Origin of the sequence: Mariniphaga anaerophila (assembly GCF_900129025.1) — a bacterium.
Taxonomy (GTDB): Bacteria; Bacteroidota; Bacteroidia; order Bacteroidales; family Prolixibacteraceae; genus Mariniphaga; species Mariniphaga anaerophila.
On sequence record NZ_FQUM01000003.1, the window covers coordinates 71,759 to 97,176 of the forward strand.

27 protein-coding genes are annotated in these 25,418 nt (G+C 43.1%); 17 read left to right on the forward strand and 10 right to left on the reverse strand.

What is annotated here, in order from left to right; all coding sequences use genetic code 11:
* The first annotated feature begins 103 nt into the window (after nucleotides 1–103).
* The 8 genes from hisD to BUB08_RS06435 all read left to right on the forward strand — a co-directional run bounded on the left by hisD (nucleotide 104) and on the right by BUB08_RS06435 (nucleotide 7,109).
* Nucleotides 104–1,384 (forward strand): histidinol dehydrogenase, encoded by a 1,281-nt coding sequence (gene hisD / locus BUB08_RS06400; RefSeq protein WP_073000037.1) that lies wholly within the window; start codon nucleotides 104–106, stop codon nucleotides 1,382–1,384.
* A 3-nt stretch (nucleotides 1,385–1,387) separates the two neighbouring features.
* Nucleotides 1,388–2,419: a histidinol-phosphate transaminase gene (hisC, locus tag BUB08_RS06405; protein WP_073000039.1), complete on the forward strand. Its 1,032-nt coding sequence runs from the start codon at nucleotides 1,388–1,390 to the stop codon at nucleotides 2,417–2,419.
* A gap of 107 nt (nucleotides 2,420–2,526) precedes the next feature.
* Nucleotides 2,527–3,648, forward strand: coding sequence for a bifunctional histidinol-phosphatase/imidazoleglycerol-phosphate dehydratase HisB (hisB, locus tag BUB08_RS06410; protein WP_073000041.1), 1,122 nt, complete (start codon nucleotides 2,527–2,529; stop codon nucleotides 3,646–3,648).
* A gap of 1 nt (nucleotide 3,649) precedes the next feature.
* Nucleotides 3,650–4,534 carry a formyltetrahydrofolate deformylase gene (purU, locus tag BUB08_RS06415; protein WP_073000043.1) on the forward strand — a complete coding sequence of 295 codons (885 nt, stop codon included), beginning with the start codon at nucleotides 3,650–3,652 and terminating at the stop codon, nucleotides 4,532–4,534.
* Between the two features lie 10 nt (nucleotides 4,535–4,544).
* On the forward strand, nucleotides 4,545–5,084 hold the full coding sequence (locus BUB08_RS06420; protein ID WP_073000045.1) for a TlpA family protein disulfide reductase: 540 nt from the start codon (nucleotides 4,545–4,547) through the stop codon (nucleotides 5,082–5,084).
* 75 nt (nucleotides 5,085–5,159) lie between these two features.
* A complete protein-coding gene (gene hisH / locus BUB08_RS06425; RefSeq protein ID WP_073000047.1) occupies nucleotides 5,160–5,759 on the forward strand; it encodes an imidazole glycerol phosphate synthase subunit HisH in 600 nt (199 codons plus the stop codon).
* Nucleotides 5,760–5,774: 15 nt separating this feature from the next.
* The gene (gene argB / locus BUB08_RS06430; protein WP_073000049.1) at nucleotides 5,775–6,545 is read left to right on the forward strand and encodes an acetylglutamate kinase; all 771 of its coding nucleotides are present in this window, start codon (nucleotides 5,775–5,777) and stop codon (nucleotides 6,543–6,545) included.
* Nucleotides 6,546–6,662: 117 nt separating this feature from the next.
* Nucleotides 6,663–7,109: a cold-shock protein gene (locus tag BUB08_RS06435; RefSeq protein ID WP_073000050.1), complete on the forward strand. Its 447-nt coding sequence runs from the start codon at nucleotides 6,663–6,665 to the stop codon at nucleotides 7,107–7,109.
* A gap of 26 nt (nucleotides 7,110–7,135) precedes the next feature.
* Here BUB08_RS06435 and BUB08_RS06440 read toward each other — a convergent pair whose 3' ends face one another.
* Both BUB08_RS06440 and BUB08_RS06445 read right to left on the reverse strand, forming a co-directional pair.
* Nucleotides 7,136–7,360: a DUF2905 domain-containing protein gene (locus BUB08_RS06440; RefSeq protein WP_217651569.1), complete on the reverse strand. Its 225-nt coding sequence runs from the start codon at nucleotides 7,358–7,360 to the stop codon at nucleotides 7,136–7,138.
* 19 nt (nucleotides 7,361–7,379) lie between these two features.
* Nucleotides 7,380–8,165 (reverse strand): Mut7-C RNAse domain-containing protein, encoded by a 786-nt coding sequence (locus BUB08_RS06445; RefSeq protein WP_073000052.1) that lies wholly within the window; start codon nucleotides 8,163–8,165, stop codon nucleotides 7,380–7,382.
* Between the two features lie 132 nt (nucleotides 8,166–8,297).
* On the opposite strand from BUB08_RS06445, the gene surE reads away from it, so the two are divergent.
* The 9 genes from surE (at nucleotide 8,298) to BUB08_RS06490 (ending at nucleotide 16,900) form a co-directional block, all read left to right on the forward strand.
* Nucleotides 8,298–9,059, forward strand: coding sequence for a 5'/3'-nucleotidase SurE (gene surE / locus BUB08_RS06450; protein WP_073000056.1), 762 nt, complete (start codon nucleotides 8,298–8,300; stop codon nucleotides 9,057–9,059).
* Entirely contained in the window at nucleotides 9,059–9,361 is a 303-nt protein-coding gene (locus BUB08_RS06455; RefSeq protein ID WP_073000058.1) for a hypothetical protein, read from the forward strand. Before surE ends, BUB08_RS06455 begins: the two co-directional genes overlap by 1 nt.
* Nucleotides 9,362–9,370: 9 nt before the next feature.
* Entirely contained in the window at nucleotides 9,371–10,504 is a 1,134-nt protein-coding gene (gene lpxB / locus BUB08_RS06460; RefSeq protein WP_073000059.1) for a lipid-A-disaccharide synthase, read from the forward strand.
* Between the two features lie 54 nt (nucleotides 10,505–10,558).
* Nucleotides 10,559–12,973: a gliding motility-associated ABC transporter substrate-binding protein GldG gene (gldG, locus tag BUB08_RS06465; RefSeq protein ID WP_073000061.1), complete on the forward strand. Its 2,415-nt coding sequence runs from the start codon at nucleotides 10,559–10,561 to the stop codon at nucleotides 12,971–12,973.
* Nucleotides 12,974–13,139: 166 nt separating this feature from the next.
* A complete protein-coding gene (dnaN, locus tag BUB08_RS06470) occupies nucleotides 13,140–14,270 on the forward strand; it encodes a DNA polymerase III subunit beta (protein WP_073000062.1) in 1,131 nt (376 codons plus the stop codon).
* Nucleotides 14,271–14,406: 136 nt separating this feature from the next.
* Nucleotides 14,407–15,213 (forward strand): 3'-5' exonuclease, encoded by an 807-nt coding sequence (locus BUB08_RS06475; RefSeq protein WP_073000064.1) that lies wholly within the window; start codon nucleotides 14,407–14,409, stop codon nucleotides 15,211–15,213.
* A 24-nt stretch (nucleotides 15,214–15,237) separates the two neighbouring features.
* Entirely contained in the window at nucleotides 15,238–15,852 is a 615-nt protein-coding gene (locus tag BUB08_RS06480) for a fumarylacetoacetate hydrolase family protein (RefSeq protein WP_073000065.1), read from the forward strand.
* Between the two features lie 35 nt (nucleotides 15,853–15,887).
* Nucleotides 15,888–16,367 carry a CoA-binding protein gene (locus BUB08_RS06485; protein WP_073000067.1) on the forward strand — a complete coding sequence of 160 codons (480 nt, stop codon included), beginning with the start codon at nucleotides 15,888–15,890 and terminating at the stop codon, nucleotides 16,365–16,367.
* 101 nt (nucleotides 16,368–16,468) lie between these two features.
* Entirely contained in the window at nucleotides 16,469–16,900 is a 432-nt protein-coding gene (locus tag BUB08_RS06490; protein WP_073000069.1) for an acyl-CoA thioesterase, read from the forward strand.
* On the opposite strand, the gene BUB08_RS06495 is transcribed toward BUB08_RS06490, so the two are convergent.
* From BUB08_RS06495 to BUB08_RS06530, 8 genes are all read right to left on the reverse strand, one after another.
* Nucleotides 16,897–17,529: a hypothetical protein gene (locus BUB08_RS06495; RefSeq protein WP_073000071.1), complete on the reverse strand. Its 633-nt coding sequence runs from the start codon at nucleotides 17,527–17,529 to the stop codon at nucleotides 16,897–16,899. The two genes, BUB08_RS06490 and BUB08_RS06495, sit on opposite strands and share 4 nt — an antisense overlap.
* 231 nt (nucleotides 17,530–17,760) lie before the next feature.
* A complete protein-coding gene (locus BUB08_RS06500) occupies nucleotides 17,761–18,390 on the reverse strand; it encodes a Crp/Fnr family transcriptional regulator (protein WP_073000072.1) in 630 nt (209 codons plus the stop codon).
* 18 nt (nucleotides 18,391–18,408) lie between these two features.
* Nucleotides 18,409–19,566 (reverse strand): molecular chaperone DnaJ, encoded by a 1,158-nt coding sequence (dnaJ, locus tag BUB08_RS06505; protein WP_073000074.1) that lies wholly within the window; start codon nucleotides 19,564–19,566, stop codon nucleotides 18,409–18,411.
* A 14-nt stretch (nucleotides 19,567–19,580) separates the two neighbouring features.
* A complete protein-coding gene (locus BUB08_RS06510) occupies nucleotides 19,581–20,192 on the reverse strand; it encodes a nucleotide exchange factor GrpE (protein ID WP_139249633.1) in 612 nt (203 codons plus the stop codon).
* A 131-nt stretch (nucleotides 20,193–20,323) separates the two neighbouring features.
* Nucleotides 20,324–20,839 (reverse strand): TlpA family protein disulfide reductase, encoded by a 516-nt coding sequence (locus BUB08_RS06515; protein WP_073000076.1) that lies wholly within the window; start codon nucleotides 20,837–20,839, stop codon nucleotides 20,324–20,326.
* A 73-nt stretch (nucleotides 20,840–20,912) separates the two neighbouring features.
* Nucleotides 20,913–22,217, reverse strand: a complete 1,305-nt coding sequence (gene murA, locus BUB08_RS06520) for a UDP-N-acetylglucosamine 1-carboxyvinyltransferase (RefSeq protein WP_073000078.1) — start codon at nucleotides 22,215–22,217, stop codon at nucleotides 20,913–20,915.
* A gap of 14 nt (nucleotides 22,218–22,231) precedes the next feature.
* Complete coding sequence (locus BUB08_RS06525) at nucleotides 22,232–22,819, reverse strand: DUF4290 domain-containing protein (RefSeq protein WP_073000080.1); 588 nt, start codon at nucleotides 22,817–22,819, stop codon at nucleotides 22,232–22,234.
* A 123-nt stretch (nucleotides 22,820–22,942) separates the two neighbouring features.
* Nucleotides 22,943–25,282 (reverse strand): ATP-dependent helicase, encoded by a 2,340-nt coding sequence (locus BUB08_RS06530; protein ID WP_073000082.1) that lies wholly within the window; start codon nucleotides 25,280–25,282, stop codon nucleotides 22,943–22,945.
* Between the last annotated feature and the right edge of the window lie 136 nt (nucleotides 25,283–25,418).

The following is a 25,418-nucleotide window of genomic DNA, read 5'->3' on the forward strand; positions in this document are numbered from 1 at the left end:
AAAACTATTTGCAAACGAAACGAGCAAGGAAAATCGACAGTACAGAAAAGTACAACGAGCGTGCGCGTTCCATGAGTAAACATTAAATAAACAATTAAAACGAATGAAAACTTTTATCGATCCCGATAAAAATAGCTGGCAGCAAATTCTTCAACGTCCGTTGATGGATGTTTCGGGGTTGCGCGATACAGTGCGGGAGGTACTAAACGATATCAGGCAAAACGGCGACAGTTCCCTAAAAAAATACACCGAAAAATTCGACGGTGTTCGCCTCGACAATTTTATCGTTTCTGATGAAGAGTGGGCCGCTGCCGAAAAAGAGGTCGCTCCTGACTTAAAAAAGGCCATTGAACTGGCTTCGGCAAATATCGAGAAATTTCATGCAGCCCAAAAAACAGAAATACGTAAAGTAGAAACCACACCCGGTGTTACCTGCTGGCTAAAGGCAGTAGCCGTCGAAAAAGTAGGGTTGTATATTCCGGGAGGAACCGCACCTTTGTTTTCAACAGTGCTAATGCTTGCCATTCCTGCCCGCATTGCCGGATGCAAAGAAATAGTTTTGTGTTCGCCTCCGGGAAAAAACGGAAAAATAAACCCTGCCATTCTTTTTGCGGCAAAACATGCCGGGGTAAAAAAAGTTTTCAAACTGGGCGGGGTGCAGGCAATTGGCGCTATGGCTTACGGAACGGAGTCTGTTCCCAAAGTGAATAAAATTTTCGGACCCGGAAACCAGTATGTTACAGCTGCCAAGCAATTGGTGAGCATGAGCGATGTGGCGATTGATATGCCGGCGGGGCCATCAGAAGTAATGGTGGTTGCGGATGAATCGGCTGACCCGGCATTTGTGGCGTCCGACCTGTTATCTCAGGCCGAGCACGGCGTAGACAGCCAGGTAGTACTTGTGGCAAACAGTGAGGAGTTAATCGGGGAAATTAAAGCAGAAATAGATGCTCAGCTAAAAAGGCTTCCCCGACAGGAATTTGCAAAGAAATCGCTTAATAACAGTGTTTTTGTAGTATTGGAGAACGAAGAGGAAACTGCAGACTTTATTAATCAGTACGCGCCAGAACACCTTATTTTAGCTACAAAAAATTACAATAAACTGGCAGATGAAGTAGTGAATGCAGGTTCAGTTTTTCTGGGAAATTTCACTCCTGAAAGTGCCGGCGACTATGCCTCGGGAACCAACCACACGCTACCCACAAACGGGTGGGCACGTACCTACAGTGGAGTAAACCTCGATAGTTTCATCAAAAAAATCACTTTTCAGGAGATAACAGGTGAAGGGCTAAAATCTATTGGTCCGGCCATCGAAACAATGGCACATGCAGAACAGTTGGATGCGCATAAAAATGCAGTAACAATAAGATTAAAAGACTTATAAACAATGGACTTAAACAACCTTCTTCGAAAAAACATAAAAAACTTACTTCCTTACTCTTCAGCAAGGGACGAATATTCCGGCGAAGCCATGGTTTTTCTGGATGCCAACGAAAACCCGTTTAACCAGCCGTACAACCGATATCCGGATCCACTTCAGAAAAAGCTGAAGGAGAAAATTGCCCCGTTGAAAAGTGTAGCCCCGGAACAAATCTTTCTGGGTAACGGGAGCGACGAGCCCATCGATTTACTAATTCGGGCGTTTTGCGAACCGGGCAAAGACAACGCCGTTAGCATCTCTCCTACTTACGGCATGTACCAGGTTGCTGCGGCCATCAACAACGTGGCAATAAAAGAAGTGTCGCTCACCAATGAGTTTGAACTTGACGCCGCAGAATTACTGAAAGAGGGTGACGAAAACACTAAACTGATTTTTCTCTGTTCGCCCAATAACCCAACCGGCAATTGCCTTGACAAAGAAGCAGTTTTAGAAGTAGTGAAAAACTTTCGGGGAATTGTGGTGCTCGATGAAGCGTACATCGATTTCGCTCCCGGCAAATCGTTTTTGCCTTCGCTTCATGAATTTCCAAATCTTGTTATTCTTCAAACTTTTTCAAAAGCATGGGGAATGGCGGGCATCCGACTTGGGATGGCCTTTGCATCGCCCGAGATAATTTCAATACTGAATAAAATAAAGTACCCTTACAACCTGAATATTCTGACCCAACAAAAAGCGCTGGAACTTGTTGAAAAACGGGAGCAGGTTGAGGAATGGGTGAACCTGCTGATTGCGGAGCGCGAAAAAATGAGGCAGTTGCTGAGCGAATTTCCGTTTGTTATACGAATTTTCTCTTCCGACGCCAACTTCGTTCTCGTAAAAATGCACGATGCACGGGGCATTTACGAATTCTTGCAGGAAAAAGGAATTATCGTAAGGGATCGTTCCAAAGTTCACCTTTGCGAAGGAAGCCTCAGAATTACTATTGGCTCGCCAGACGAAAACGAACAATTAATAAATGCATTAAAAGAATTAATATAAAACAAGCATGTTTTTTCATTGTAACATCAGAAATGACAACGATTAAGAATCATGTAAATTATTGAATATCTATTCAAAAGACATTCAAAACAAAAAAATTAAAAGAGATGAAACGCGTATTGTTTATCGACCGTGACGGGACATTAATAGCAGAGCCGGAAGACGAGCAAATCGACTCGCTGGAAAAGCTGGATTTTATTCCCGGCGTTTTCCGAAACTTATTTAATATCAGGGAAAAACTCGATTACGAACTGGTTATTATTTCAAACCAGGATGGATTGGGCACTGCCTCATTCCCTGAAGATACTTTTTGGCCTGCGCATAATAAAATGCTCAGCGCTTTTGAAAACGAAGGCGTTGTTTTCGATGATATCCTCATCGACAAAAGCTTTCCTGCCGACAACCTCTCCACACGGAAACCCGGAACCGGGCTTTTGGGAAAATACCTGACCGGGGATTACGATTTGGCCAACAGTTTTGTAATTGGCGACCGGCTTACAGATGTTGAGCTGGCAAAAAACCTCGGAGCAAAAGGCATTTTACTGAATGATGGCAGCTTGTCGGAAAAGCTGGAAGAAAGCGGACTGGCAGAATATTGTGCGCTGGTTTCAAACGACTGGGACGATATTTACGCCTGCGTTGCCGCACCTGAAAGAACCGCAACGGTAAAACGCACAACTAAAGAAACTGATGTCCTCGTGAAACTCAATCTCGATGGTTCCGGAGTCTGCAATGTTTCTACAGGGTTAAATTTTTTCGACCATATGCTCAACCAAATTGGCAGGCATGGTGGTGTCGATCTGGAAATTTTGGTAAAAGGAGACCTGGAAGTGGACGAGCACCACACCATAGAAGATACCGGGCTGGCCCTGGGAGAAGCTTTTCTGTTGGCTGTGGGAAACAAAAGAGGGATGGAACGATACGGTTTCTGCCTGCCAATGGATGACTGTATAGCGCAGGTTGCCATTGACTTTGGCGGTCGCCCGTGGCTGGTTTGGGATGCCGAGTTTAACCGCGAAAAAGTTGGCGACATGCCCACAGAAATGTTCATGCACTTTTTTAAATCTTTTTCGGATGCTGCACATTGCAACCTCAACATAAAAGCAATGGGAACCAACGAGCACCATAAAATCGAAGCCATTTTTAAAGCGCTGGCAAAAGCCATTAAAATGGCTGTTAAAAGAGATTTATTTAATTTTGAACTACCATCTACGAAAGGAACATTATAACATGGAAACAATAAGACCTCTTCACGAAAAAAGGAATACAGCAATTCTGCTGATCCACTGCCCCGACAAACAGGGAATTCTGGCCACTGTAACCGAATTTCTGAATAAAAACAAGGGCAACATCCTGTATCTTGACCAGCATGTGGATCGGCAGGAAAAAATTTTCTACATGCGTGTTGAATGGGAATTAGACAACTTTTCCATTCCCCGCGAAAAAATCGGCGAATACTTTAATACACTCATCGGCGCGCCGCTCTCCATGTACTGGCGCCTCTACTTTTCAGACGAAATTCCGCGAATGGCACTTTTCGTTTCGAAAATGTCACACTGTTTGTTCGATATTCTGGCTCGTTACACTGCCGGCGAGTGGAACGTGGAAATACCATGCATCATCAGTAACCACGAATATTTAAAACCGGTGGCAGAGCGTTTCGGAATCGACTTCTTCTATTTCCCGATTACCAAAGCAAATAAAGACGAACAGGAGAAAAAAGAGATTGAACTGATGAAAAAGCTGAAAGTCGATTTTGTAGTGCTGGCCAGGTACATGCAAATCCTTTCGAAGGAATTTGTGGAATTGTACCCCAACAAAATCATAAATATTCACCACTCATTTTTGCCTGCTTTTGCCGGAGCAAAACCGTATCATGCAGCGCACGAAAGGGGCGTAAAAATAATTGGTGCAACCAGCCACTATGTTACCTCACAGCTGGATGCAGGGCCTATTATTGAGCAAAATGTTACCCGTTGCAGCCACGTAGACACCGTAGAAAAGCTCACACGAAAAGGACGTGATCTGGAAAAAATAGTACTTTCCCAGGCAGTTTTTAAACATTTGCAACGAAAAATTCTTGTTTACCACAACAGAACGGTAGTTTTCAACTAACAAGCAAAACATGAAGCAAAAACTTATTCTTTCGATGCTTTTTTTTGCCGGAATTATTTCCGCCGCGTTTTCGCAAACAAAGGAAATTCCGACCGACTACGGGTACATCGTAAAAATCGGACAGAAAATGCCGAATGTTAAAATGACGTTAGCCGACGGCACAACTGTCACTACAGAAAGCCTTAAAGGAAAAGTTGTGATGCTTCAGTTCACAGCGAGCTGGTGTGGAGTATGCCGGCGCGAAATGCCTCATATCGAAAAAGAAATCTGGCAAAAGCACAAAAACAACAATAATTTCGTCCTCATCGGAATCGATATGGACGAGCCGCTGGCAACCGTAAAAAAGTTTGCTGCCGATACAAAAATCACCTACCCGCTGGCATTGGATCCAAAAGGTGAAATCTTTTACACTTTTGCCGCCAAAGGAGCCGGAGTGACACGAAATGTAATCATCAACCGCTCAGGTGAAATTGTTTACATGACGCGCCTTTTTAAAATGGAAGAGTTTAACGAAATGAAAAAGGTAATTGATTTGTTGCTTCAAGACTAGAGTCAGGCTCCGAAAAAACCAGGCAACGACAGCAACAAAAATTACACACATCAGAAAAAAAACGAGTAACGAAAAATGAACATCGTCATTATAAAGTATAACGCAGGAAACATCGAATCGGTAAACAATGCACTGAACCGGTTGGGGGTAAATGCCGAAATTACTGCCGAGCCTGACAAAATCAGAAATGCAGATAAAGTAATTTTCCCGGGGGTGGGCGAAGCAAGCACTACCATGAACTACCTGCGAAAACACAAACTCGACGAGTTAATTATTTCGCTTAAACAGCCGGTACTGGGCATTTGTCTTGGGCTGCAGCTCATGTGCTCACACTCGGAAGAAGGCGACACAGAATGCCTTGGTATTTTCGACGAAAAAGTAAAACGCTTTGTTCCCCGGGATGGAGAAGAGTTTATTACGAAAGTTCCGCACATGGGATGGAATGCAATTTCTGAACTTAAAGGCGAACTGTTTTCAAATGAAATGGAGAAACAGTATGTCTACTTTGTTCATTCGTTTTATGCAGGATTGGGTGACCACACGGCGGCAACCTGCAATTACATTACTCCTTTTAGCGCGGCACTGCAAAAAGACAATTTTTACGCCACGCAATTCCATCCGGAAAAAAGCGGAGAAATAGGCGCACTAATTTTAGAAAACTTTTTGAAAATTTAAACGTTAAAGCAGATCATGAATAGATTAACGCTCATCAAAGTCGGCGGCAAGGTAGTTGAAAACCAGGACTCGCTAAACGCTCTTCTCGATCAATTTGTACGCATCTCAGGAAACAAAATACTGGTGCACGGCGGCGGCAGAACAGCCACTGACATAGCCGGGAAACTGGGCATTGAAACAGAGATGGTGGATGGGCGCAGAATTACAGGAGAATCGATGCTCGATGTTGTAACTATGGTTTACGGCGGTCTTGTAAATAAAAAAATTGTAGCCGGATTACAGGCCAGAGGATGCAACGCCATTGGGCTTTCAGGGGCAGACCTGAACCTTATTAGTGCAAAAAAAAGGCCGGTAAAAGAAATCGACTACGGTTTTGTTGGCGATATTGTTGACGTTAACAGTCGTGAATTGCGAATGCTGATTGAAGAAAATGTAGTTCCGGTTGTGGCTCCGCTCACGCACGACGAAAGAGGACAGCTTTTAAACACCAATGCCGACACCATTGCAGCCGAACTGGCGGCCGAGCTGGCAGATTATTTTAATGTTTATCTTTTTTACTGTTTCGAAAAAAAAGGAGTACTCCGGGATCAAAACGATGACAACAGCATTATTCATGAACTGGACACTGCATTGTACCGGGAATACCAGCAAAACGGAGTTATTAATGCAGGCATGATTCCCAAGCTTGACAACGGGTTCAGGGCAAAACGCATTGGCGTTAAGGAGGTACTTATTACCAACCCCGAAAATATGGCTAACGGCAGGGGAACCAGGTTGGTTCTCTAAAATGTTGTTTCTTAAAAGCATCTCAAAAACTTCTACTTCCCGAAAAAAAAGTTACATTTGTAGAAATCGCAAATTTTGTTTGCTTAACAATCAAATTATTTAACAGGAAAAAAGTAAATGGGAAGATCTCAAGAGTCATTTAACAAAAAAGAAGTACGTAATAAGAAAGAAAAAAAACGGAAAGAAAAAGAAAAAAAACGGCTTGCCCGCAAAGAAAATAAGGGCAGCAGTCTTGACGATATGATTGCCTATGTTGACGCAAATGGCAACATTACCGACACACCCCCGGATCCCGATCAAAAAGAAGAAATCAATGTAGAAGATATCCAGATAAGTGTTCCCCGCGGACCGCTTGTTGAAATGGATCCTGTACGCAAAGGAACCGTTACTTATTTTAACCCGTCAAAAGGGTTCGGTTTTATTACAGATCAGGAAACCCGCGAAAGCATATTTGTGCATGTAAATAACACACTGGAAGATATCCGCGAGGGTAACCTGGTGAGTTTCGAGGTCGAAAAAGGTCAGAAAGGTCCGGTCGCTGTAAAAGTTGAGATAGTCCGGTAATCTCTCATCTAATTCAAATTACAGGTTTATTTTTTCAGATACCTGGCAACGTTAACTACGATTGTCAGGATTATACTTATGATTATCATTGAAGTAATCGGGAAGAATACTTTGCTGTTTTCCTTTTCAATGCGGATATCCCCGGGCAATTTTCCAAACCAGGAAAGAAGCCAGGGGGCTATGTAAAGCAACACCCCGATTACAATTAAAATAATCCCTCCAACAATAAACCAACGTGCCATATTTTTCATTTAAAACCAATTCATAAACCTATCCTTTTTCCAACTTGGCAACCCACCTGGCAATATGCTCCAAATGAGAACCCTCCCAGTATATTTTTCCGCATCCGACACATTTCCAAAACTTCTGATAGTAATGCATTGTATCTTCCGACAAAACATTTCCGAGGTTTTCCTTTTCAGCCGCTTCCAACTCACCGTTGCAGTTAGAGCAACGCGAAAACGGCCGAAACGAGTACTGTAGCTGCAGCCGTTCAATCACTTCTCGCAATTGTTTTTTGGGATCATCATTCCGAATCCAGTAACCGTGAGTAACAACATTTTGCTTTAAAATTCCACGGTCGCGCGTAAGAATAATCCGGGTTTCTTTTAACGAAATGGCGATAATTTCGTCATCTTCAAAATCGTTTCGAAACAAAGTATCAAACCCCAGCAAACGCAGTTTACGGGCAAGTTTTCCCAAATTTACATCCACCACAAACCGCGATTCGCGCAGCGGCTCCGCCCTGAGTCGCACAACCGGAGAGATATCAAACGATTCGAACCGGGGATAAACAGAAATTTCTTCGCCTCCTGCCAGATGATAATCAAACCCTACCGATCTGCCGTTTACCAAAATTAAATCCACTTCTCCGTGCGGAATGTCCAGCGCCTGAATAACATTTCTGATGGCCGGGCGGCCTTTAAATTCATACACAAACTTCCTTTTTCGCCAGGCTTTTGGCAGATGGTCGTTCAGCTCTTCGTAAAAACGCAAGTTCACCTTACGAATTACGGCCGAGTGGTTTGTTCCGGTATGTTCACCTCTGGTTGTCATTCAGTTAAAAAAAAGAATACGAAAGATAACAAAACAGCGGATATCCTGCCAATTTTATTGACCTGACGCAACCTTGAAATAATTCTTTTCTTTCATATTTTGGGTTATCTTTGTTTTTTGTTGAAAAATACTATGACAGAAAAACCTTTAATATTAGTTACCAACGACGACGGCATTCACGCAAAAGGCCTCCGGGAGCTGGTTGAAGTAATGCAATTTTTTGGCGAAGTAGTAGTAATTTCCTCCGAAGTTTCCATGTCCGGAAAAGGGTGTGGCATTACGGTGGATCAGCCGCTGCGTGCTATTCCTGTTGAAAAAATTCACGGTGTGCCAACCTGGAAAAGCAACGGCACGCCGGTTGACAGTGTAAAACTGAGTTTTAACAACCTGTTCGACAGGACACCCGATTACGTGGTTTCCGGAATTAATCACGGAGCCAACTCATCCATTAGTGTAATCTACAGCGGAACCATGGGCGCTGCCATCGAAGGAAGCTTGCATGGTGTGCCATCGCTGGGTTTTTCGCTTGATGATTTCAGGCCGGATGCCGATTTTTCGAAAGCCAAAATTATTGTGGCCAAAGTTTTCCAAAGCGTGCTCGACAATGGCCTGCCTCCTTTTACCTGTCTTAATGTGAACGTACCAAAAGGAAAGCCCAAAGGCGTAAAAGTATGCCGACAGACTCACGGAAAATGGGTGGAAGAATTTGAAAAAAGGCTTGATCCGCATGGGCGGGAATACCATTGGCTCTCGGGCTACTTTAAAAATTTTGAAGAAGGTTCTCCTGAAACCGACATAGATGCCCTGCAAAATAACTATGCGGCAATTGTTCCGGTTTCTGTTGACATGACCTGTTACAAAACCCTGGAACAACTTAAAAACTGGACATTTTAATGTCACGCAAAAACAGAAAACCGCTCGATGCGCCTGCCGTGGGTTTCTTTGCCGGATTTTTCTTACCGGTAGTGGTATTTTTTGCAGTTTACTGGTTTGGCGAAAGTGACATTTCCTTTGAGAACTACGTAAAAAACCTCTGGCATTTGCACGCGCTGGTAAAACTCGGAAGCTTGTGCGTTTTTGCCAATCTTGTGGTTTTCATGGCATTTATTCGTCTGAAATACGATCAGGCAGCCCGCGGCGTGTTGGGCGCAACCATTATATACGCTTTGGCAGTACTAATATCAAGAGCATTCTAAAATTGTGAAATGAAATATTACCTGATAGCCGGTGAAGCATCGGGCGATTTGCACGGGTCTAACCTGATGCGCGAACTAAAAAGAAAAGATCCGGAAGCCCGGTTTCGTTTTTTTGGTGGTGATTTAATGAAAAACCAGGGAGGAACCCTTGTTAAGCACTACCGCGAAATGGCGTTCATGGGATTTCTGAACGTTATTTTAAACCTGAAAACCATTGGCAGAAACATGAAATTCTGCCGGGAAGATATTCTCAGCTTTAAGCCAGACGTGCTTGTTTTGATCGATTATCCCGGGTTTAACCTGCGCATGGCCGAGTTTGCAAAGAAAAACGGCATTAAAGTATATTACTACATTTCGCCCAAAGTATGGGCATGGAAAGAGTTCCGGGTAAAAAAAATAAAACAATTTGTGGATGAGCTTTTTACAATTTTGCCCTTCGAAACAAATTTCTTTAAAAAACATGGCGTAGACGTAAATTACGTTGGTAATCCGCTGATGGATTCAGTAACGGCATTCCGCAAAAAATCGCTTTCAAAACAAGAATTCTTAGATAACAATAATCTGGACGACAGGCCAATTGTTGCATTGCTTTCGGGCAGCCGAAGGCAGGAAGTAAAAAATACGCTTCCGGTTATGAAAAAAGCAGCGGCTTGTTATCCCGAATTCCAGTTTGTGGTAGCAGGCGTTAATACTGTCGATTCTAAACTCTACAAAAGCATATTAAACGGCTTTCCCATTCCGGTTATTTATAACCAGACCTACGATTTACTGAATAACTCGTATGCTGCGCTTGTGGCATCGGGAACAGCAACACTTGAAACAGCGCTGTTCGGAATTCCCCAAACGGTATTATATCGTGTTGAAGGAGGATGGCTGCTTCATTTCATCATGAAAAATTTCTTTTTGAAAGTAAAATGGGCTTCGCTTCCCAACCTCATTCTAAATAAAGAGGCGCTTAAAGAATATTTGCAGGCTGACCTCACCTTTAAAAATGTAAAAGACGAGTTGCACCGACTGCTGTATGAACAGGATTACCGGGACAAAATAATGGCCGATTACAATCGTTTAAATGAATTAATGGGCGCACCCGGCACCTCGCAGCGTGCTGCAACAAAAATGATAGAATTGATAAAAACCGTTTAAATTTGACGTCGACAAATTGGAGTTTTAAATTTTGAACGGCCAACATTAATCGAAATGTACAGCTTATTCAAAAAAGAGATAAAAACATTTTTCGGGTCACTGATTGGATACCTCGCTATTTTGGTTTTCCTGTTAGTTACCGGAATGTTTCTTTGGGTATTTCCCGGCGCATACAACATTCCGGACAACGGCTATGCCACGCTGGAAGGATTTTTTTCGCTCGCTCCGTGGTTGTACCTTTTTCTGATTCCGGCAATTACCATGCGTTTTTTTGCTGAAGAAAAACGTACCGGCACACTCGAAATTCTACTCACCAGGCCACTTTCTGATTTGCAACTCATTTTTGCCAAATTTATGGCCGGAATGGTGTTGGTAATTTTCTCACTTCTGCCCACCCTGCTCTACTTTTTATCGGTCTACCTCCTGGGAAATCCAATCGGCAGCATCGATACCGGGGCAACCTGGGGCTCGTTTTTCGGGTTGTTTTTTCTGGCGGCCATTTACCTGGCAATCGGAATTTTCGCCTCGTCGCTGACCGACAACCAGATTGTTTCGTTCATCCTTGCCATGGCGCTCTCCTTTGTTTTTTACCTCGGGTTCGATTTTATTGCCACTTCCGGGATTCCGTATATTCTGGAACAAATTTTCGGATGGTTAAGCATCAGCAACCATTACCTTTCTGCTTCGCGCGGGGTGATCGATTTGCGCGACCTGATCTATTTTACGGGAATGACTTTTCTGTTTTTGTGGTTCACCCGTTGTTTTTTGCGCAAAGGAACCTGGCGACAAAATAGTTTCAGAATAAGTTCATCATTTGTTGTTTTCATTCTTCTGATTGTTTTTCTGATTTCAGGAAATGTACTCTACCGTTTTGATCTGACTTCAGATAAACGTTACTCGCTTTCGAACATTAGCGCAGAGCTGGCAACAGAACTGGATCACCCCGTAGAAATAGAATTTTACCTGGCCGGAAAACTGGAGCCGGGGTTACGTAAATTACAGCAGGAAGTGTTCGAAAAAATTGCTGTTTTAAATGTTTATGCGCCAAAAAAAATAAGACTCCGAATTACAGATCCATACGCCATTTCAAACCCCGAAAAGCGCGAAAAATTTACAAACGATCTGATTAAAAAAGGAATTCAGCCTACCAGTTTCAGACAACAAACCAACCAGGGCGTGAGTTCCAAACTTATTTTTCCGGGGGCAGTAGTTCGTTACAACGGGAAAGAAACAGCGGTAAATTTTTTGAAATACAATCCCGATTTCTCCCACGAAGCCAACTTTAATCATTCCGCCGAAAGTGTTGAATTTGAATTGGCAAATGCATTTCAGAAGTTAATGCGCACCCGGCACTCAACGGTTGCCTTTCTCGAAGGGCAAGGAGAAGCAGACCGCTACCAGGTTTATGATTTTGCATCGGCGCTGGCAGAAGACTTCAGGGTTACACAAATTTCCACTGATTCGCTGGCAGAAAAATCAGACAAAATTGATGTTCTGATAATTGCGAACCCAACGGAGCCGTTTTCTGAAAAAGACAAATTTTACATTGACCAGTTTATTATGAAAGGCGGGAAAACACTCTGGCTCGTTGACCCGGTGCAAGTGAGCCTCGACAGCCTTTCGACGGGATATCAGACTTTGGCATTTCCGCGCAACCTGAACCTGGGCGACCAGCTTTTTCGTTACGGAGTTCGGCTTAATTACGAACTTTTGCAAGATGTTGAATGTGCCCGTTTACGTGTAAATACTGCTCCGCCGGGCACTCCGCCGCAGTTTACTTTGCATCCGTGGTACTATTCTCCCTTGCTGGTTCCGTCAGATAACCATCCGCTCAGCCGAAATCTGAATCGCGTATTTACCGAATTTGTTTCGTCCATAGATACCATCACCGGAAACCCGCAGGTCCAGAAGGAAATTATTCTTTCCTCTTCGCCCTACGCAAGACGGGTAAAATCGCCGTCCACCGTTAGTCTCAAAAACATTGACAATCCGCCGGCACGTGAGCTTTTCAACCAATCATTTATTCCGGTTGGTGCTCTGCTGGAAGGAACTTTTACTTCGGTGTTTAAAAACAGAATGCTGGAAGCACTGGGAATTCCGGACACAGAAATCATTCCTGAAAGCCAGCCAACAAAAATGGTTGTAATTGCAGATGGCGGAATTATAACAAACCAGGTTGATTACTCAGGCAATCCGCCGCGTTTTCATGAAATGGGGTTTGACCGTGTTTCCGGCCAAACATTTGGAAACAAAGAGTTTCTTCTGAACACTGTTTACTATTTGAACGACAATCGCGGAATTATGCAACTGCGCAACCGCAATCAAAAACTTCGGCTGCTCGATAAAGTGAGGTTGCGCGAGGAAAAACCCTTATGGCAATGGCTAAACGTACTGTTACCACTTGCCGTTATCGCACTTTGGGGAATCGCATACAACTTCATGCGAAACAGAAGATACAGCCGTTCATAAATACCTGAAAAATTCGAAGTACTCAATACATAAAAAAAGATTAAAGTTTGTATATTCGTTAATTGATTTTTCCTTCTTATATGGGCTGAATCAAACGAAAAGCAGGCAATATCAAAACCAGGATATCAACCTGTTCTAATGAAAAAAATGAAATAAAATATTTACTATGAAGTTTGTTGTTTCAAGTACCGATTTACTGAGCCACCTTTCAGCTATCAGCAAGGTTATCAGCAGCAAAAGCACAATGCCTATTCTGGACAATTTTCTGTTTCAGTTAACCGATGCCAACCTGACTATTACGGCTTCGGATCTCGAGTCAACTCTTATTACGCAAATGGAGTTGGACAACACCGAAGGAGAAGGCGCCATTGCAGTGCCTGCCAAACTGTTAATTGATACGTTAAAAGAATTTCCGGAACAACCGCTTACATTTCAAATTAATGCAGAAAACTACGGCGTTGAGATTTTTTCCGATAACGGAAAATATAGCATTGTCGGACAAAGTGGCGAAGATTTCCCGGATCTTCCTGAAATTTCAGAAGATGATTCCACTGCGGTTACTGTAGCTCCTAAGATTCTGCTAAAAGGCATTGAAAAAACTTTATTTGCCACTGCTGACGATGAGTTGCGCCCGGTAATGAATGGTATTTTCGTGGAACTTTCTCCCGACAGTATGGGGTTTGTTGCTTCCGATGCCCACAAACTGGTACGCTACCGCAGATCAGATGCAGCATCAGAGTTCGAATCATCATTTATTCTCCCGAAAAAACCTGCAAGCTTACTACGTAACCTGCTGCCAAAAGAAGAATTTGATGTTAAGCTGGAATTTGACAATAAAAATGCTCAGTTTACACTCACCAACTACAAACTCATCTGCCGCCTGGTAGAAGGAAACTACCCGAGTTACAATTCGGTTATTCCTCAAAATAATCCCAACAAAATGATTATTGACAGGCTGGCGTTTTACAACACCGTAAAAAGGGTTTCGGTATTTTCAAACCAGGCCAGTAACCTCATTAAGCTGAATATTAACGACAACCAGCTTGTGGTTTCGGCCCAGGACATCGACTTTTCCATTTCTGCTGTTGAACGCCTGAGTTGCGAGTACGACGGAGAAGAAATTGAAATCGGATTCAAATCCACATTCCTGCTCGAAATTCTTTCCAACATCTCTGCCAGCGATGTAAAAATGGAAATGAGCGACCCATCGCGCGCAGGACTTCTGTTACCGGCAGAAACCGACGAAGATGCAGAAGATGTACTGATGCTTTTAATGCCAATGATGATAAACGCATAAAATATTTACAAGTAAACAAAAGTTCTGTTCTGTGAAATTTAGTGGACACAGAAACAGGCCAGGTGTCCCAAAAGGCAGTTTATCCCGGTTAGTTTCGGGGACTGATTTTCGGACACCTTCTTTTTAAAATAAAACCATGCAGTTAAATTTAAAAAACCCGGTCGTATTTTTCGACCTTGAAACAACAGGAATTGACATTGCCAAAGACCGAATTGTTGAAATCGCGCTGTTAAAAGTGCAACTGGACGGCTCAGAAGAAGAAGTGCTACAACGCATAAATCCGGAAATTCCCATATCGGAAGAGGCAACCCGGGTACACGGAATAACAAATGAAGACGTGGCCAACGAGCCTACTTTTAAAGAGGTAGCAAAAAGGCTGGCAAAATTTATTGAAGGATGCGACCTTGGAGGATTCAATTCCAACCGCTTCGACATTCCCCTGCTTGCCGAAGAGTTTATACGTGCTGACGTTGACATCGACCTCAAAAAACGAAAATTCATAGATGTACAGGCCATTTTCCACAAAATGGAAAAACGCACACTGGCAGCTGCCTACAAGTTTTACTGCGACAAAGACCTGATTGATGCCCACAGTGCCATGGCAGATACAAAAGCCACTTACAATGTTTTAAAGGCTCAACTCGACAAATACCAGGGAGTAGAATACGAAGACAACCGCGGCAAAGTGTCAACGCCCGTTGTAAACGACATGGAAAAGCTAAGCGAATTTTCGGCCTACGACCGCAATGTAGATTTTCTGGGAAGAATAGTTTACAACGACAAAGGCGTGGAAGTATTCAATTTTGGGAAGAACAAAGGCGTTCCGGTTACTAAGGTACTGGAAGAACAGCCCGGGTATTTCGGATGGATTATGAATGGAGATTTTCCGTTGTACACCAAAAAAGTACTTACGCAGATAAAACTGCGGATGATGGAAAAATAGACCCAGCAAAAAAGAGACAGGCAGATGAAAATAATTTGTATCGGACGAAACTATGCAGATCATGCACGCGAGCTGAACAATAAAGTTCCCGACGAACCGGTATTTTTTCTGAAACCCGATTCGGCAATACTTCGGAACAACGATCCATTTTACATTCCTGACTGGACCAACGAAGTTCATCATGAAATTGAACTGGTTCTGAAGGTTTGCCGCATTGGGAAAAACATTGAAAAACGATTTGCTCACCGCTATTACGACCACATCGGCCTGGGAGTGGATTTCACTGCACGCGATGTACAAAATGAGCTGAAACAAAAAGGCCTTCCCTGGGAAAAAGCAAAAGCTTTCGACCAGGCGGCAGTTATCAGCAACACTTTTTTTCCGGTTGAAGAGTTTACCGATCTTCAAAACATTAATTTCGGGCTGGACATTAACCAACAAACTGTTCAGAAAGGAAATTCCGGTTCAATGCTCTTCGACTTTGACAGCATTATTTCGCATATTTCAAAATATATAACATTAAAAATAGGAGACCTGATTTACACAGGAACACCGGCGGGAGTCGGGCCTGTAAAAATCGGCGACCAGTTGGAAGGATACCTGAACAACAATAAATTACTCGACTTTATGGTGAAATAGAACATCGGATAACAACAACTTTAAAATCTTTTGCGATGACAACAAAAACAGAGATTACACTAAACGAAATCCAACAGTTTTTTTCTGAGCAAAAAATCGCTGTTGCAGGAGCATCCCGCAATCCCAAAAAATTTGGCGGCATGGTAATAAAAGATTTTAAAGAAAAAGGATTCGACATGTTTCCTGTAAATCCGAATGCAGAAGAAGTTCAGGGATTAAAATCGTACAAAACAGTAGCCGACTTACCCGGCGATGTAAAACATTTACTGGTTGTAACGCCAAAAGAAAAAACACAGGAAATTATTAACCAGGCTGTACAGAAAGGCATGAAAATGGTGTGGGTTCAACAGATGTCGGATACACCGGAAGCTCTGGCTGCGTTGAAAAAATCGGGAATCCCGTTCATCTACAAAAAATGCATCTACATGTTTGCGGAGCCCGTAAAAGGGGTGCACCATTTCCACCGGTTTCTGGTTAAATTTTTTGGCGGCTACCCGAAAAAAAAGAGTAATTAAATCGACTCGTTTTTCGACAGAACGAATCACCTCGTTGCCAGAGATAAAAAAACTTCCCGCCTATTACCAGAACTTTAAAAACAGCTATTTGAACATTAAAAATGAAACAGGGACAGGATTACCATTTTGAAATAGAGCTGGAAGTGCGCGATTACGAATGCGACATTCAGGGTATAGTAAACAACGCGGTGTACCAAAATTACCTGGAATACTGCCGTCATAAATTTCTTAACAAAGTAGGAGTGAGCTTTGCAGATCTGCATAACGACGGCATTGACGCAGTTGTTATCCGGGCAGAACTGGATTACAAGTTTCCTTTGCGCCCGGAAGATTCCTTCTTTGTTCGATTAAAAATGGCAAAACACGGTCGATTGCGCATTATTTTCAAACAACAGGTAATTCGAAAAGCTGACGAAAAATTAATGGTTGACGCACGAATAACAACGGTTCTCACACGAAACGGGCGGCCTGTTTCCCCGGATTTTCTGGAAGAACAGTTTCTGAAATCAGGGATTGTACCGGAAGAAGATTAGCCGGCCAATTTTTCCTCAACACGAAACTCCGTCACATCTATTCCACCGGCTTTCAATGCAGATTTAAAGCCTTCGTTCAGCATGCGCCCCAACCGCATGGGAAGTTGCAACAATTCCGGAATTGAATCTTCGTTCTCCGGTTCTGAATAAAACTTCAGGCACGACTGAAGCTTTGTAGAAAGGTAAATTCTGCATGCAACCGGCCGGGCTGCATAAGCAATGCAAGAACCATCCTCAAGCAACGGACAGGGAAATTTTGAGTTAAGAAGCGACTCGCCCGATAAACGTTCCAGCTTCCTTTTCTTTTCTCCAGCACGGACAGCAATGCGTTTCTGTGTTTCAGCATCAAAACTGCGGGAAATAAAATCCTTCAAATAAACCAATTCGTAGTTTAGCGCAAAAACAGGTTGGTGGCAACACCAGAAACAGCCCTTTTTACATTCAGGCTTTTGGTTCTCACGCGCTGCAAATTCCGAAAAGGAATCCACCAATTCATCAACCGTCCCGAGCAGAACTTTAACTCCTGCCAAAAGTGCTTCTTCTTTGTCTGCTGCATCAACAACTTCCATCCCCAGCCGATAGCCGTCGGAATGAAACTGCCGCTCAAGGCTTCTCAGGTCAATACTCATTTATTTACAATTAGTTAAACAACTAAAAAAACAAGCAAAACACTTTACCAATTTAGCGAAAAAAAACAACAAGGCACAAAAAAACCGGATTCCCTTGAACCCGGTTTATCAACCTTCAACTACTAACCGATTTTATAACCCAAAAAATTATGAAGCAATAGTTATGAACTCTTTAACTTTGTTATGCACAACAAATAAAGAGGAAAGAATGCAGCCGGTCTGTAACAAAAGTCACACAAGACCGGAAAAATCGATAAAATTCCTCGATAGTTCAATTTTACCATCTTTTTCGAGCTTTTTCAATAACCTTGAAACAACCTCGCGCGAAGTATTTAACTGAATGGCAAGTTCCTGGTGAGTACCAAAGAACGTAGGATTTCCCAACTTCTGATAACGATCGGTAAAGAATTTCACCAAACGCTCATCGAGCCTTAAAAAGGCAATGGAATCAATAGTTTCGATCAACTCCCTAAAACGGGACTGAAAAGTCTGCATCACAAATTGCCGCCACGACGGGTACTCGCACATCCATTTGTCGAGCAACGAAACAGGAAGCATCAACGCTTCGGTTTCCTCTTCGGCCACGGCCATTACATTGCTTTTCTGGTGTGCCATGCAGCATGTTAACGACATGGCACAAACTTCATTCTCCTGCAAATAATAAAGCAACAGTTCATTTCCATCGTTGCTGGTTCGGGTAATCCGAATCATTCCCCTTATAATTAAAGGAAAACTAGAAATGAACTGTCCTTCACGCATTAGAGGTTTATTGGCTGCAAACTTTTTCCGAACGCCCTTGCTGACTATTTCATCAAGAAGATCCTTTTCAAGAAAATTGTATAGTTTTATTACATCGTCCATGGTCCAGGGGGTTTCAGATTAAAACATGTGCTTCATTCGCTGAAAAAAGCTTTTTTCCGAAGAGGACGGCCCTTCATTAAATCCCGGGGAACCCATCAATTTTTCGAGCATTTTACGTTCATCTGAATTCAGTTTTTTAGGAATCCAGACATGAATGCGCACCAGCAGGTCACCACGACCGTATCCGTTTACATCGGGCAGCCCCTTACCACGAAGCCGCAATATTTTTTCGGGTTGAGTACCCGCGTCGATTTTTACTTTTACCTTGCTGTCAACCGTAGGAATTTCGGCAGTGGTTCCCAACGTAATTTCCGGGAACGACAAAAACAGGTTGTAAATAAGATTGTTGCCGTCGCGAACCAATTCAGGATGCTCTTCTTCGGTAATTACCACAAGCAAATCGCCATTTACTCCTCCCCTCCGGGCTGCGTTGCCTTTCCCGGTAACAGTCATTTGCATTCCTTCACCAACTCCAGCCGGAATTTTAATGGTGATTACTTCCTCATCGCGAATAACGCCTTCTCCTGCACAGTGGCTGCATTTGTCAGTAATAATTTTACCTTCTCCATGGCAGGTTGGGCAAGCCGAGGTTGTCTGCATTTGCCCGAGTAACGTGTTGGTTACCCGCGTTACCCTCCCGGAGCCGTGGCAAGTGGAACAATTTGTAAATGCCGAAGCATTTTTTGCTCCGGTACCGTTACAATGCTGACACTGAACGTATTTTTTTACTTTTATTTTTTTCTCTGCGCCATTCAACACTTCGCTCAGGTTGAGTTTCACCTTAACCCGAAGGTCTGACCCGCGGGAAACGTGGCGTCCGCCACTGTGCGAACGACCTCCGCCAAATCCGCCAAACCCGCCGAAATGTCCTCCAAAAATATCGCCGAAAGACGAAAATATATCTTCGATATCAGAGAAACCGCCAAATCCGGATCCTCCTCCGGCAGCACCACCTACTCCTGCATGGCCAAACTGGTCGTAACGCTGTTTTTTATTTGGATCCTGAAGCACTTCGTAAGCCTCGGCTGCTTCTTTAAATTTTTCCTCTGCTTCTTTATTCCCCGGGTTTTTATCGGGGTGGTACTGAATAGCCTTTTTACGGTAGGCTTTTTTTATCTCTTCAGCCGAGGCGTTTTTGCTAATTTCAAGTACTTCGTAATAATCTCTTTTTGCCATGTTTCCTTCAAATTTTATTCTCCAACTACAACTTTGGCATAGCGAATAACTTTGTCGTTAAGTGTATATCCTTTTTGAATAACGTCCACCACTTTGCCTTTAAGCTTTTCCTCTGGTGCAGGTATTTTGGTGATTGCTTCGTGATGATCTACATCAAAATCCTGATGCAGGGCGGCTATTTCATTTACATTATTTTGTTTCAAAAAGTCTTTAAACTTACTGTAAATAAGCATAGTTCCCTGTTTTCCTGCATCTTCTTCCGGTAGATTACTAAGAGCCTGAATTGCCCTTTCAAAGTCATCTACTACAGGCAGAATCCCTGTTAAAACAGATTCACCTCCTGATTTTATTAAATCGGTTTTTTCGCGCAATGTACGCTTTCTGAAATTATCAAACTCAGCCTGCAACCGCAGATGCTTATCCGAAAGGTCTTTCAGTTTTTCTTCCAGTTCTGCAATTTTGACTTCCTTTTTATCCATTTTGGATTTTTTCTTTTTCTCTTCTTTTTCTTTCGAAGCTGCCTTTTCGCTCATTTTCGTTTCTTCGTTATTATCCGGGGTTTGTGCTCCGGCTGCGTCTTTTTCCTTTTGGGTTTCGTTATTCTTGTTCATTTTATTGTCTGACATAATTCTTCCTTGTTAAATGCAACACTATTAATCAAAAAATCTGCCATGCCCCTACAAAAGACAAATTGACACCCCAAACTCACGTAGGATGCCAATTTATGACAATTCGTTCTTTTTATGTTTTTCAGAAACTATTTGGCCAGTTTTTCCAAAGTAGCTTCCAGCGCCGGGCCTTTAAGTTGCCGCGCCACAATTACGCCATTTCCGTCGATCAGAAAATTGGACGGGATACTGCGCACGCCATAAATTGCTGCGTGTTTCGAATACCATCCTTTTAAATCGCTGATATGATAGGGCCATTCAAGTTTATCGTCGGCAATTCCTTTTTTCCAGGCAGCGTCGGTACGATCCAGCGATACGCTGAATACGGTGAACCCTTTTGCTCCCTCAAAATTTTTGTCTTTGTATTTTTGATACGCTCTTACCACGGTTGGATTTTCGCGCCGGCACGGCCCACACCACGAAGCCCAGAAGTCAAGCAACACCAGCTTTCCGGCGGTGTCTGACAATTTTATTGTTTTGCCATCGACTGACTTTCCTATTAATTCAGGTGCTTTGTTGCCAATATTAATTCCCAACTTTTGTTGGGAAAATGCAGTTACTGCCGCCAGGCACAATATGGCTGATATAAAAACCAATTTCTTCATAAACTAATTGTTTTATTGAATGCGTAAAATTAAACTCTTTTCAAAACAATAACATTTGCGTGCTCCCAAGGTTCTATTTACGGGTAATTTTTGCTCCGATTTGCTGAAGCCGGCCTTCGATGTTCTCGTAACCACGATCGATTTGTTCGATGTTATCGATAGAACTTTTCCCTTTTGCTGACAAGGCGGCAATAAGCAAGGCAATTCCGGCCCTGATATCCGGGGAAGTCATTTTTGTACCGCGCAGACTGTTCTCGCGATTCAGTCCGATAACCGTTGCCCGGTGCGGGTCACAAAGAATAATCTGTGCCCCCATATCAATCAGCTTGTCCACAAAGAAAAGACGGCTTTCAAACATTTTCTGGTGAATGAGCACACTTCCTTTGGCCTGGGTAGCTACCACAAGAAAAACGCTCAACAGGTCAGGAGTCAATCCAGGCCAGGGAGCATCAGAAATCGACATAATAGAACCATCTATATAATTTTCGATTTCATAGTGCTGCGTATCTTTTACGACAAGGTCGTCGTTATGTTGTTCAACTTTAATTCCCAACCGGCGAAACGAAGCCGGAATAATTCCCAAATGCTCTGCCCCAACATTTTTGATTGTAATATCAGACGCAGTCATTGCAGCAAGCCCGATAAAACTGCCAACTTCAATCATATCCGGCAAAATACGATGGGAACATCCTTTCAGCGCACCCACTCCGGTTACGGTAAGAAGATTGGAACCGATGCCGGAAATTTGCGCACCCATTGAAACCAGCATTTTACAAAGCTGCTGAACATATGGTTCGCAGGCGGCATTGTAAACGGTAGTGGTTCCGTCGGCCAAAACGGCAGCCATCACAATATTTGCGGTACCGGTTACCGAAGCCTCATCGAGCAGCATGTATGCTCCTTTCAGTTTTTTAGCTTCAATAGAATACCATTTGTGCTGGGCATCAAACGTAAATTTTGCACCTAACTTTTGCAATCCGGTAAAATGAGTATCCACTCTTCTGCGGCCGATTTTATCTCCGCCGGGCTGAGGAATAAATCCCCGGCCAAAACGGGCAAGCAGCGGCCCTATAATCATTACTGAACCACGCAGGCTGGCTGCCTGTTTCGCATACGTTTCGGTTTTAAGAAAATCGATATTGACATTTGCAGCATTAAACCGGTAAGTGCCTTTTTGAATTCGTTCGGCCTGCACGCCCAGCCCTTTCAGAATTTCGATAAGCTGAAGTACGTCGCTGATTTCGGGAATGTTTTCAATTGTTACATCCTCCTGCGTCAGCAGCACTGCACAAATTACCTGAAGCGCTTCGTTTTTAGCTCCCTGTGGTGTAAGTGAGCCTTTCAGCGAATTTCCACCTTCAACTAAAAAAGTTGCCATTTGAGGTTATTTGATTATCTGTTTTTCTTTTTCTTCTTTTTTGGCTGCGGCTGCGGAGTCGGAATTTTTATGTCAGCAAGTTGAACATCCCGGGGTGCTTTCAGTTTATTGGCAGAAAGCTCTTCCAGATCAAGAAATATCTTATCATCTTCAACCGAATCTTTATTCCACGACAGATACAACTTCTTCATTTGGTTGGCAATCTGAATAGTTAGTATCCGCTGTTCTTCTCCTTCCATGCCGATTGCAACGTCAATCATTTTCTGAATGATTAACCCGTAGTGTTTCAATTTTATATCATTCTGGCAATACGGAACTCTGTTTGGCCTTTCGGTAAGAATGTCTGGTGACGGCGGTTGATAAGGATAATCAATATCAAGTTTAAAATCGGTCATAATGGCCAGATGATCCCACAATTTATGTTTGTATTCTGCAACGTCGCGCAAATAGGGATAAAGATTTCCCATTACATCAATTACCGCCTGCGCAGATTTGTTGCGCTTGTCCCGGTCTTCGATGGTTAACAGGTGGTTTACCATATTTTGAATGTTCCTGCCATACTCTGGCATGGGGAGTTTTTGTCTTTTCGTATTGTAATCCATGAATTGATTAAATTATTTACAACTATTTTACTACCAGAAAAATTGAGGGTTTTACTATTTTCCAGATGCAAAACTAATGATTTCTTTGCAATACACAATTATTGGCAGTTTGATATCTGCCTCTTAACCTTTGATTTTCAGCTTGGCAAATTTCAGCAGTAACTGTTTGCGGCCTGCATTCTGAAAAAACACGGTAGCTTTTTTATTGGGAGGTGTCCCTTCAATTTGTATCACTTTCCCAATTCCAAAACGCTGATGTTCTACCATCATCCCCTGCAAAATTTTCTCGGGGTCGTCTCCTACAAACTGATTATCGCGGGTTGCTCCCGGTATCTGACTTTCTATTTTTCGTCTAAACGCATCCTGCCGCCAGGGTTTCTGCACCGTTTTTTCGGGTTGTTGTTTTGCTTTGTTGCGGGCACGGTATCCTACAGACACACTTTCCTCCGGAGAAGCAGACCGCGTTGCCGGTCTCATGCGGGCGTTTTCAACCGGGCTGTCGAGGTACTTTTCATCCATTTCCAGAAGGAAACGGCTCACCGAACAAAACTCAAGATTTCCCCACTTGTAACGCTGGTTGGCATAACTAAACCAGGCATTTTCTTCGGCGCGGGTCAGAGCAACATAAAACAGGCGGCGTTCTTCTTCCAGCGCTTCCGGCGATTTCTTCTCTTCGGCGCGGGACGAAGGGAAAAGGTTCTCTTCCATTCCAACCACAAACACATTTTTAAATTCCAGCCCTTTTGCTGAATGCACCGTCATCAAAGTTACTTTATCGCGATCTTCTTCTTTATCCGAGTCCTGATCGGTTAGCAATGCCACATCTTCCAGGTAATTTTCCAGTTTTGAGGGACGGCCTTCTTCCAGCGCACTTATACTAAATTCCTGAATACCATTCAACAATTCCTGAATATTTTCGTGGCGGCTCAGCCCTTCGGTCGATTTATCGCTGTGCAGATCTTTCAGAATACCTGTTTTCTCGGCAATAAGTCGAGCCGCTTCCCAAGCGTCGTTTTCTGCCACAGCTTTGGAAAATTCCTGAATCAGCACAACAAATTTCAGCAGTTTCGCAATGGTTCCCTTGTTCAAATTGCCCGGGTTATTATCGGGGAGCCCGGTTAGTATTTTCCAGATTGAAGTTTCGTGAGAAACGGCTGCAGCTTCAATCCTCGACAAGGTGGTTTGCCCGATTCCCCGCGCCGGATAATTTATAATTCTTTTCAGCGCTTCGTTGTCCCACGGGTTAATCACCAGCCTGAAATAGGAGAGCAAATCTTTAATTTCCTTCCGCTGATAAAAACTGAGTCCGCCGTAAATTTTGTAGGGGATATTGCGTTTACGAAGCGCCTCTTCAAAAATTCGCGACTGGGCATTTGTACGGTACAAAATGGCATAATCAGAATTTTTATAATGGTCGCGCAACTGTGTTTCGGCAATTTCCTGAGCCACCAAAAATCCTTCTTCGTTATCGGTTAATGCAGAAATTACTTTAATGCTCTTCCCTGAATCGTTTTCAGAAAAAACGTTTTTCGGAATCTGCCTTTTATTTTTCGAAATAATACTGTTGGCAGCATTTACAATGGTTTGTGTGGACCGGTAATTCTGTTCCAGCTTAAAAATTTTATGGTTAGGGTAATCAGACTGAAAGCTGAGAATATTTTCGATACGTGCCCCTCTGAACGAATAAATACTCTGGGCATCGTCGCCTACCACGCAAATATTTTTATGCAATGCGGCAAGCTTTTTCACAATCAGATACTGGGCAAAGTTGGTATCCTGGTACTCGTCCACCAATACATAATCGAACCGCTGCTGGTACTTTTCCAGTGTGTCAGGATGATCGCGAAAAAGCAAATTGGTTTTCAGCAGCAAATCGTCAAAATCCATGGAACCCGAAAGCTTGCAACGCTTAACGTACTCTTTGTATATTTCAGAAATGGCAGGCATTCTCATGCCTTTGTCGGTTAACCTGAATTCCGCATTTTGAGAATATGCTTCCGGTGTAATCAGGTTACTTTTCGCCATTGAAATACGCGCAGCAACTGTTCCGGGCTTGTACACTTTATCGTCGAGCTGAAAGCCCTTAATAATAGTTTTTATAAGGCTTTTACTGTCGGCTGCATCAAAAATGGTGAAACTGGACGGGAAGCCAATCACTTCGTGCTCTGCCCGCAGGATACGTGAAAAAATGGAGTGGAAAGTCCCCATCCACAAGTACCTGGCTGTTTTTTCTCCCACCACCGAAGCAATCCGCTCTTTCATTTCGCGCGCGGCTTTGTTGGTAAATGTTAAAGCAAGAATTGTTGACGGGCGTGCCCCCTGATTAAGCAAATGGGCAATGCGATAGGTCAACACCCGCGTTTTTCCCGACCCTGCCCCTGCAATAATAAGTGCCGGGCCTTCTGTTGAAACAACCGCCTCGTGCTGGGCTTTATTTAAATCTTTAAGGTAATCTAAAACCATTCAGAATCAATTTCAAAATGAAAACACAAAAATAGGCGTTGTTAAAAGGAATACCCGTTTTTTCGCCATACATTTTTCAACAACCAATTATAAGGAAAGGTTTTTTGCTACCAAAAGCTCCGATTTTTGGAGCAGG

What these genes read in the sequence shown, in the direction of transcription:
- hisD (WP_073000037.1), top strand. Translation starts at nt 104, where the DNA reads ATGAAAACTTTTATCGATCCCGATAAAAATAGCTGGCAGCAAATTCTT.
- hisC (WP_073000039.1), top strand. Translation starts at nt 1,388, where the DNA reads ATGGACTTAAACAACCTTCTTCGAAAAAACATAAAAAACTTACTTCCT.
- hisB (WP_073000041.1), top strand. Translation starts at nt 2,527, where the DNA reads ATGAAACGCGTATTGTTTATCGACCGTGACGGGACATTAATAGCAGAG.
- purU (WP_073000043.1), top strand. Translation starts at nt 3,650, where the DNA reads ATGGAAACAATAAGACCTCTTCACGAAAAAAGGAATACAGCAATTCTG.
- BUB08_RS06420 (WP_073000045.1), top strand. Translation starts at nt 4,545, where the DNA reads ATGAAGCAAAAACTTATTCTTTCGATGCTTTTTTTTGCCGGAATTATT.
- hisH (WP_073000047.1), top strand. Translation starts at nt 5,160, where the DNA reads ATGAACATCGTCATTATAAAGTATAACGCAGGAAACATCGAATCGGTA.
- argB (WP_073000049.1), top strand. Translation starts at nt 5,775, where the DNA reads ATGAATAGATTAACGCTCATCAAAGTCGGCGGCAAGGTAGTTGAAAAC.
- BUB08_RS06435 (WP_073000050.1), top strand. Translation starts at nt 6,663, where the DNA reads ATGGGAAGATCTCAAGAGTCATTTAACAAAAAAGAAGTACGTAATAAG.
- BUB08_RS06440 (WP_217651569.1), bottom strand. Translation starts at nt 7,360, where the DNA reads ATGAAAAATATGGCACGTTGGTTTATTGTTGGAGGGATTATTTTAATT.
- BUB08_RS06445 (WP_073000052.1), bottom strand. Translation starts at nt 8,165, where the DNA reads ATGACAACCAGAGGTGAACATACCGGAACAAACCACTCGGCCGTAATT.
- surE (WP_073000056.1), top strand. Translation starts at nt 8,298, where the DNA reads ATGACAGAAAAACCTTTAATATTAGTTACCAACGACGACGGCATTCAC.
- BUB08_RS06455 (WP_073000058.1), top strand. Translation starts at nt 9,059, where the DNA reads ATGTCACGCAAAAACAGAAAACCGCTCGATGCGCCTGCCGTGGGTTTC.
- lpxB (WP_073000059.1), top strand. Translation starts at nt 9,371, where the DNA reads ATGAAATATTACCTGATAGCCGGTGAAGCATCGGGCGATTTGCACGGG.
- gldG (WP_073000061.1), top strand. Translation starts at nt 10,559, where the DNA reads ATGTACAGCTTATTCAAAAAAGAGATAAAAACATTTTTCGGGTCACTG.
- dnaN (WP_073000062.1), top strand. Translation starts at nt 13,140, where the DNA reads ATGAAGTTTGTTGTTTCAAGTACCGATTTACTGAGCCACCTTTCAGCT.
- BUB08_RS06475 (WP_073000064.1), top strand. Translation starts at nt 14,407, where the DNA reads ATGCAGTTAAATTTAAAAAACCCGGTCGTATTTTTCGACCTTGAAACA.
- BUB08_RS06480 (WP_073000065.1), top strand. Translation starts at nt 15,238, where the DNA reads ATGAAAATAATTTGTATCGGACGAAACTATGCAGATCATGCACGCGAG.
- BUB08_RS06485 (WP_073000067.1), top strand. Translation starts at nt 15,888, where the DNA reads ATGACAACAAAAACAGAGATTACACTAAACGAAATCCAACAGTTTTTT.
- BUB08_RS06490 (WP_073000069.1), top strand. Translation starts at nt 16,469, where the DNA reads ATGAAACAGGGACAGGATTACCATTTTGAAATAGAGCTGGAAGTGCGC.
- BUB08_RS06495 (WP_073000071.1), bottom strand. Translation starts at nt 17,529, where the DNA reads ATGAGTATTGACCTGAGAAGCCTTGAGCGGCAGTTTCATTCCGACGGC.
- BUB08_RS06500 (WP_073000072.1), bottom strand. Translation starts at nt 18,390, where the DNA reads ATGGACGATGTAATAAAACTATACAATTTTCTTGAAAAGGATCTTCTT.
- dnaJ (WP_073000074.1), bottom strand. Translation starts at nt 19,566, where the DNA reads ATGGCAAAAAGAGATTATTACGAAGTACTTGAAATTAGCAAAAACGCC.
- BUB08_RS06510 (WP_139249633.1), bottom strand. Translation starts at nt 20,192, where the DNA reads ATGTCAGACAATAAAATGAACAAGAATAACGAAACCCAAAAGGAAAAA.
- BUB08_RS06515 (WP_073000076.1), bottom strand. Translation starts at nt 20,839, where the DNA reads ATGAAGAAATTGGTTTTTATATCAGCCATATTGTGCCTGGCGGCAGTA.
- murA (WP_073000078.1), bottom strand. Translation starts at nt 22,217, where the DNA reads ATGGCAACTTTTTTAGTTGAAGGTGGAAATTCGCTGAAAGGCTCACTT.
- BUB08_RS06525 (WP_073000080.1), bottom strand. Translation starts at nt 22,819, where the DNA reads ATGGATTACAATACGAAAAGACAAAAACTCCCCATGCCAGAGTATGGC.
- BUB08_RS06530 (WP_073000082.1), bottom strand. Translation starts at nt 25,282, where the DNA reads ATGGTTTTAGATTACCTTAAAGATTTAAATAAAGCCCAGCACGAGGCG.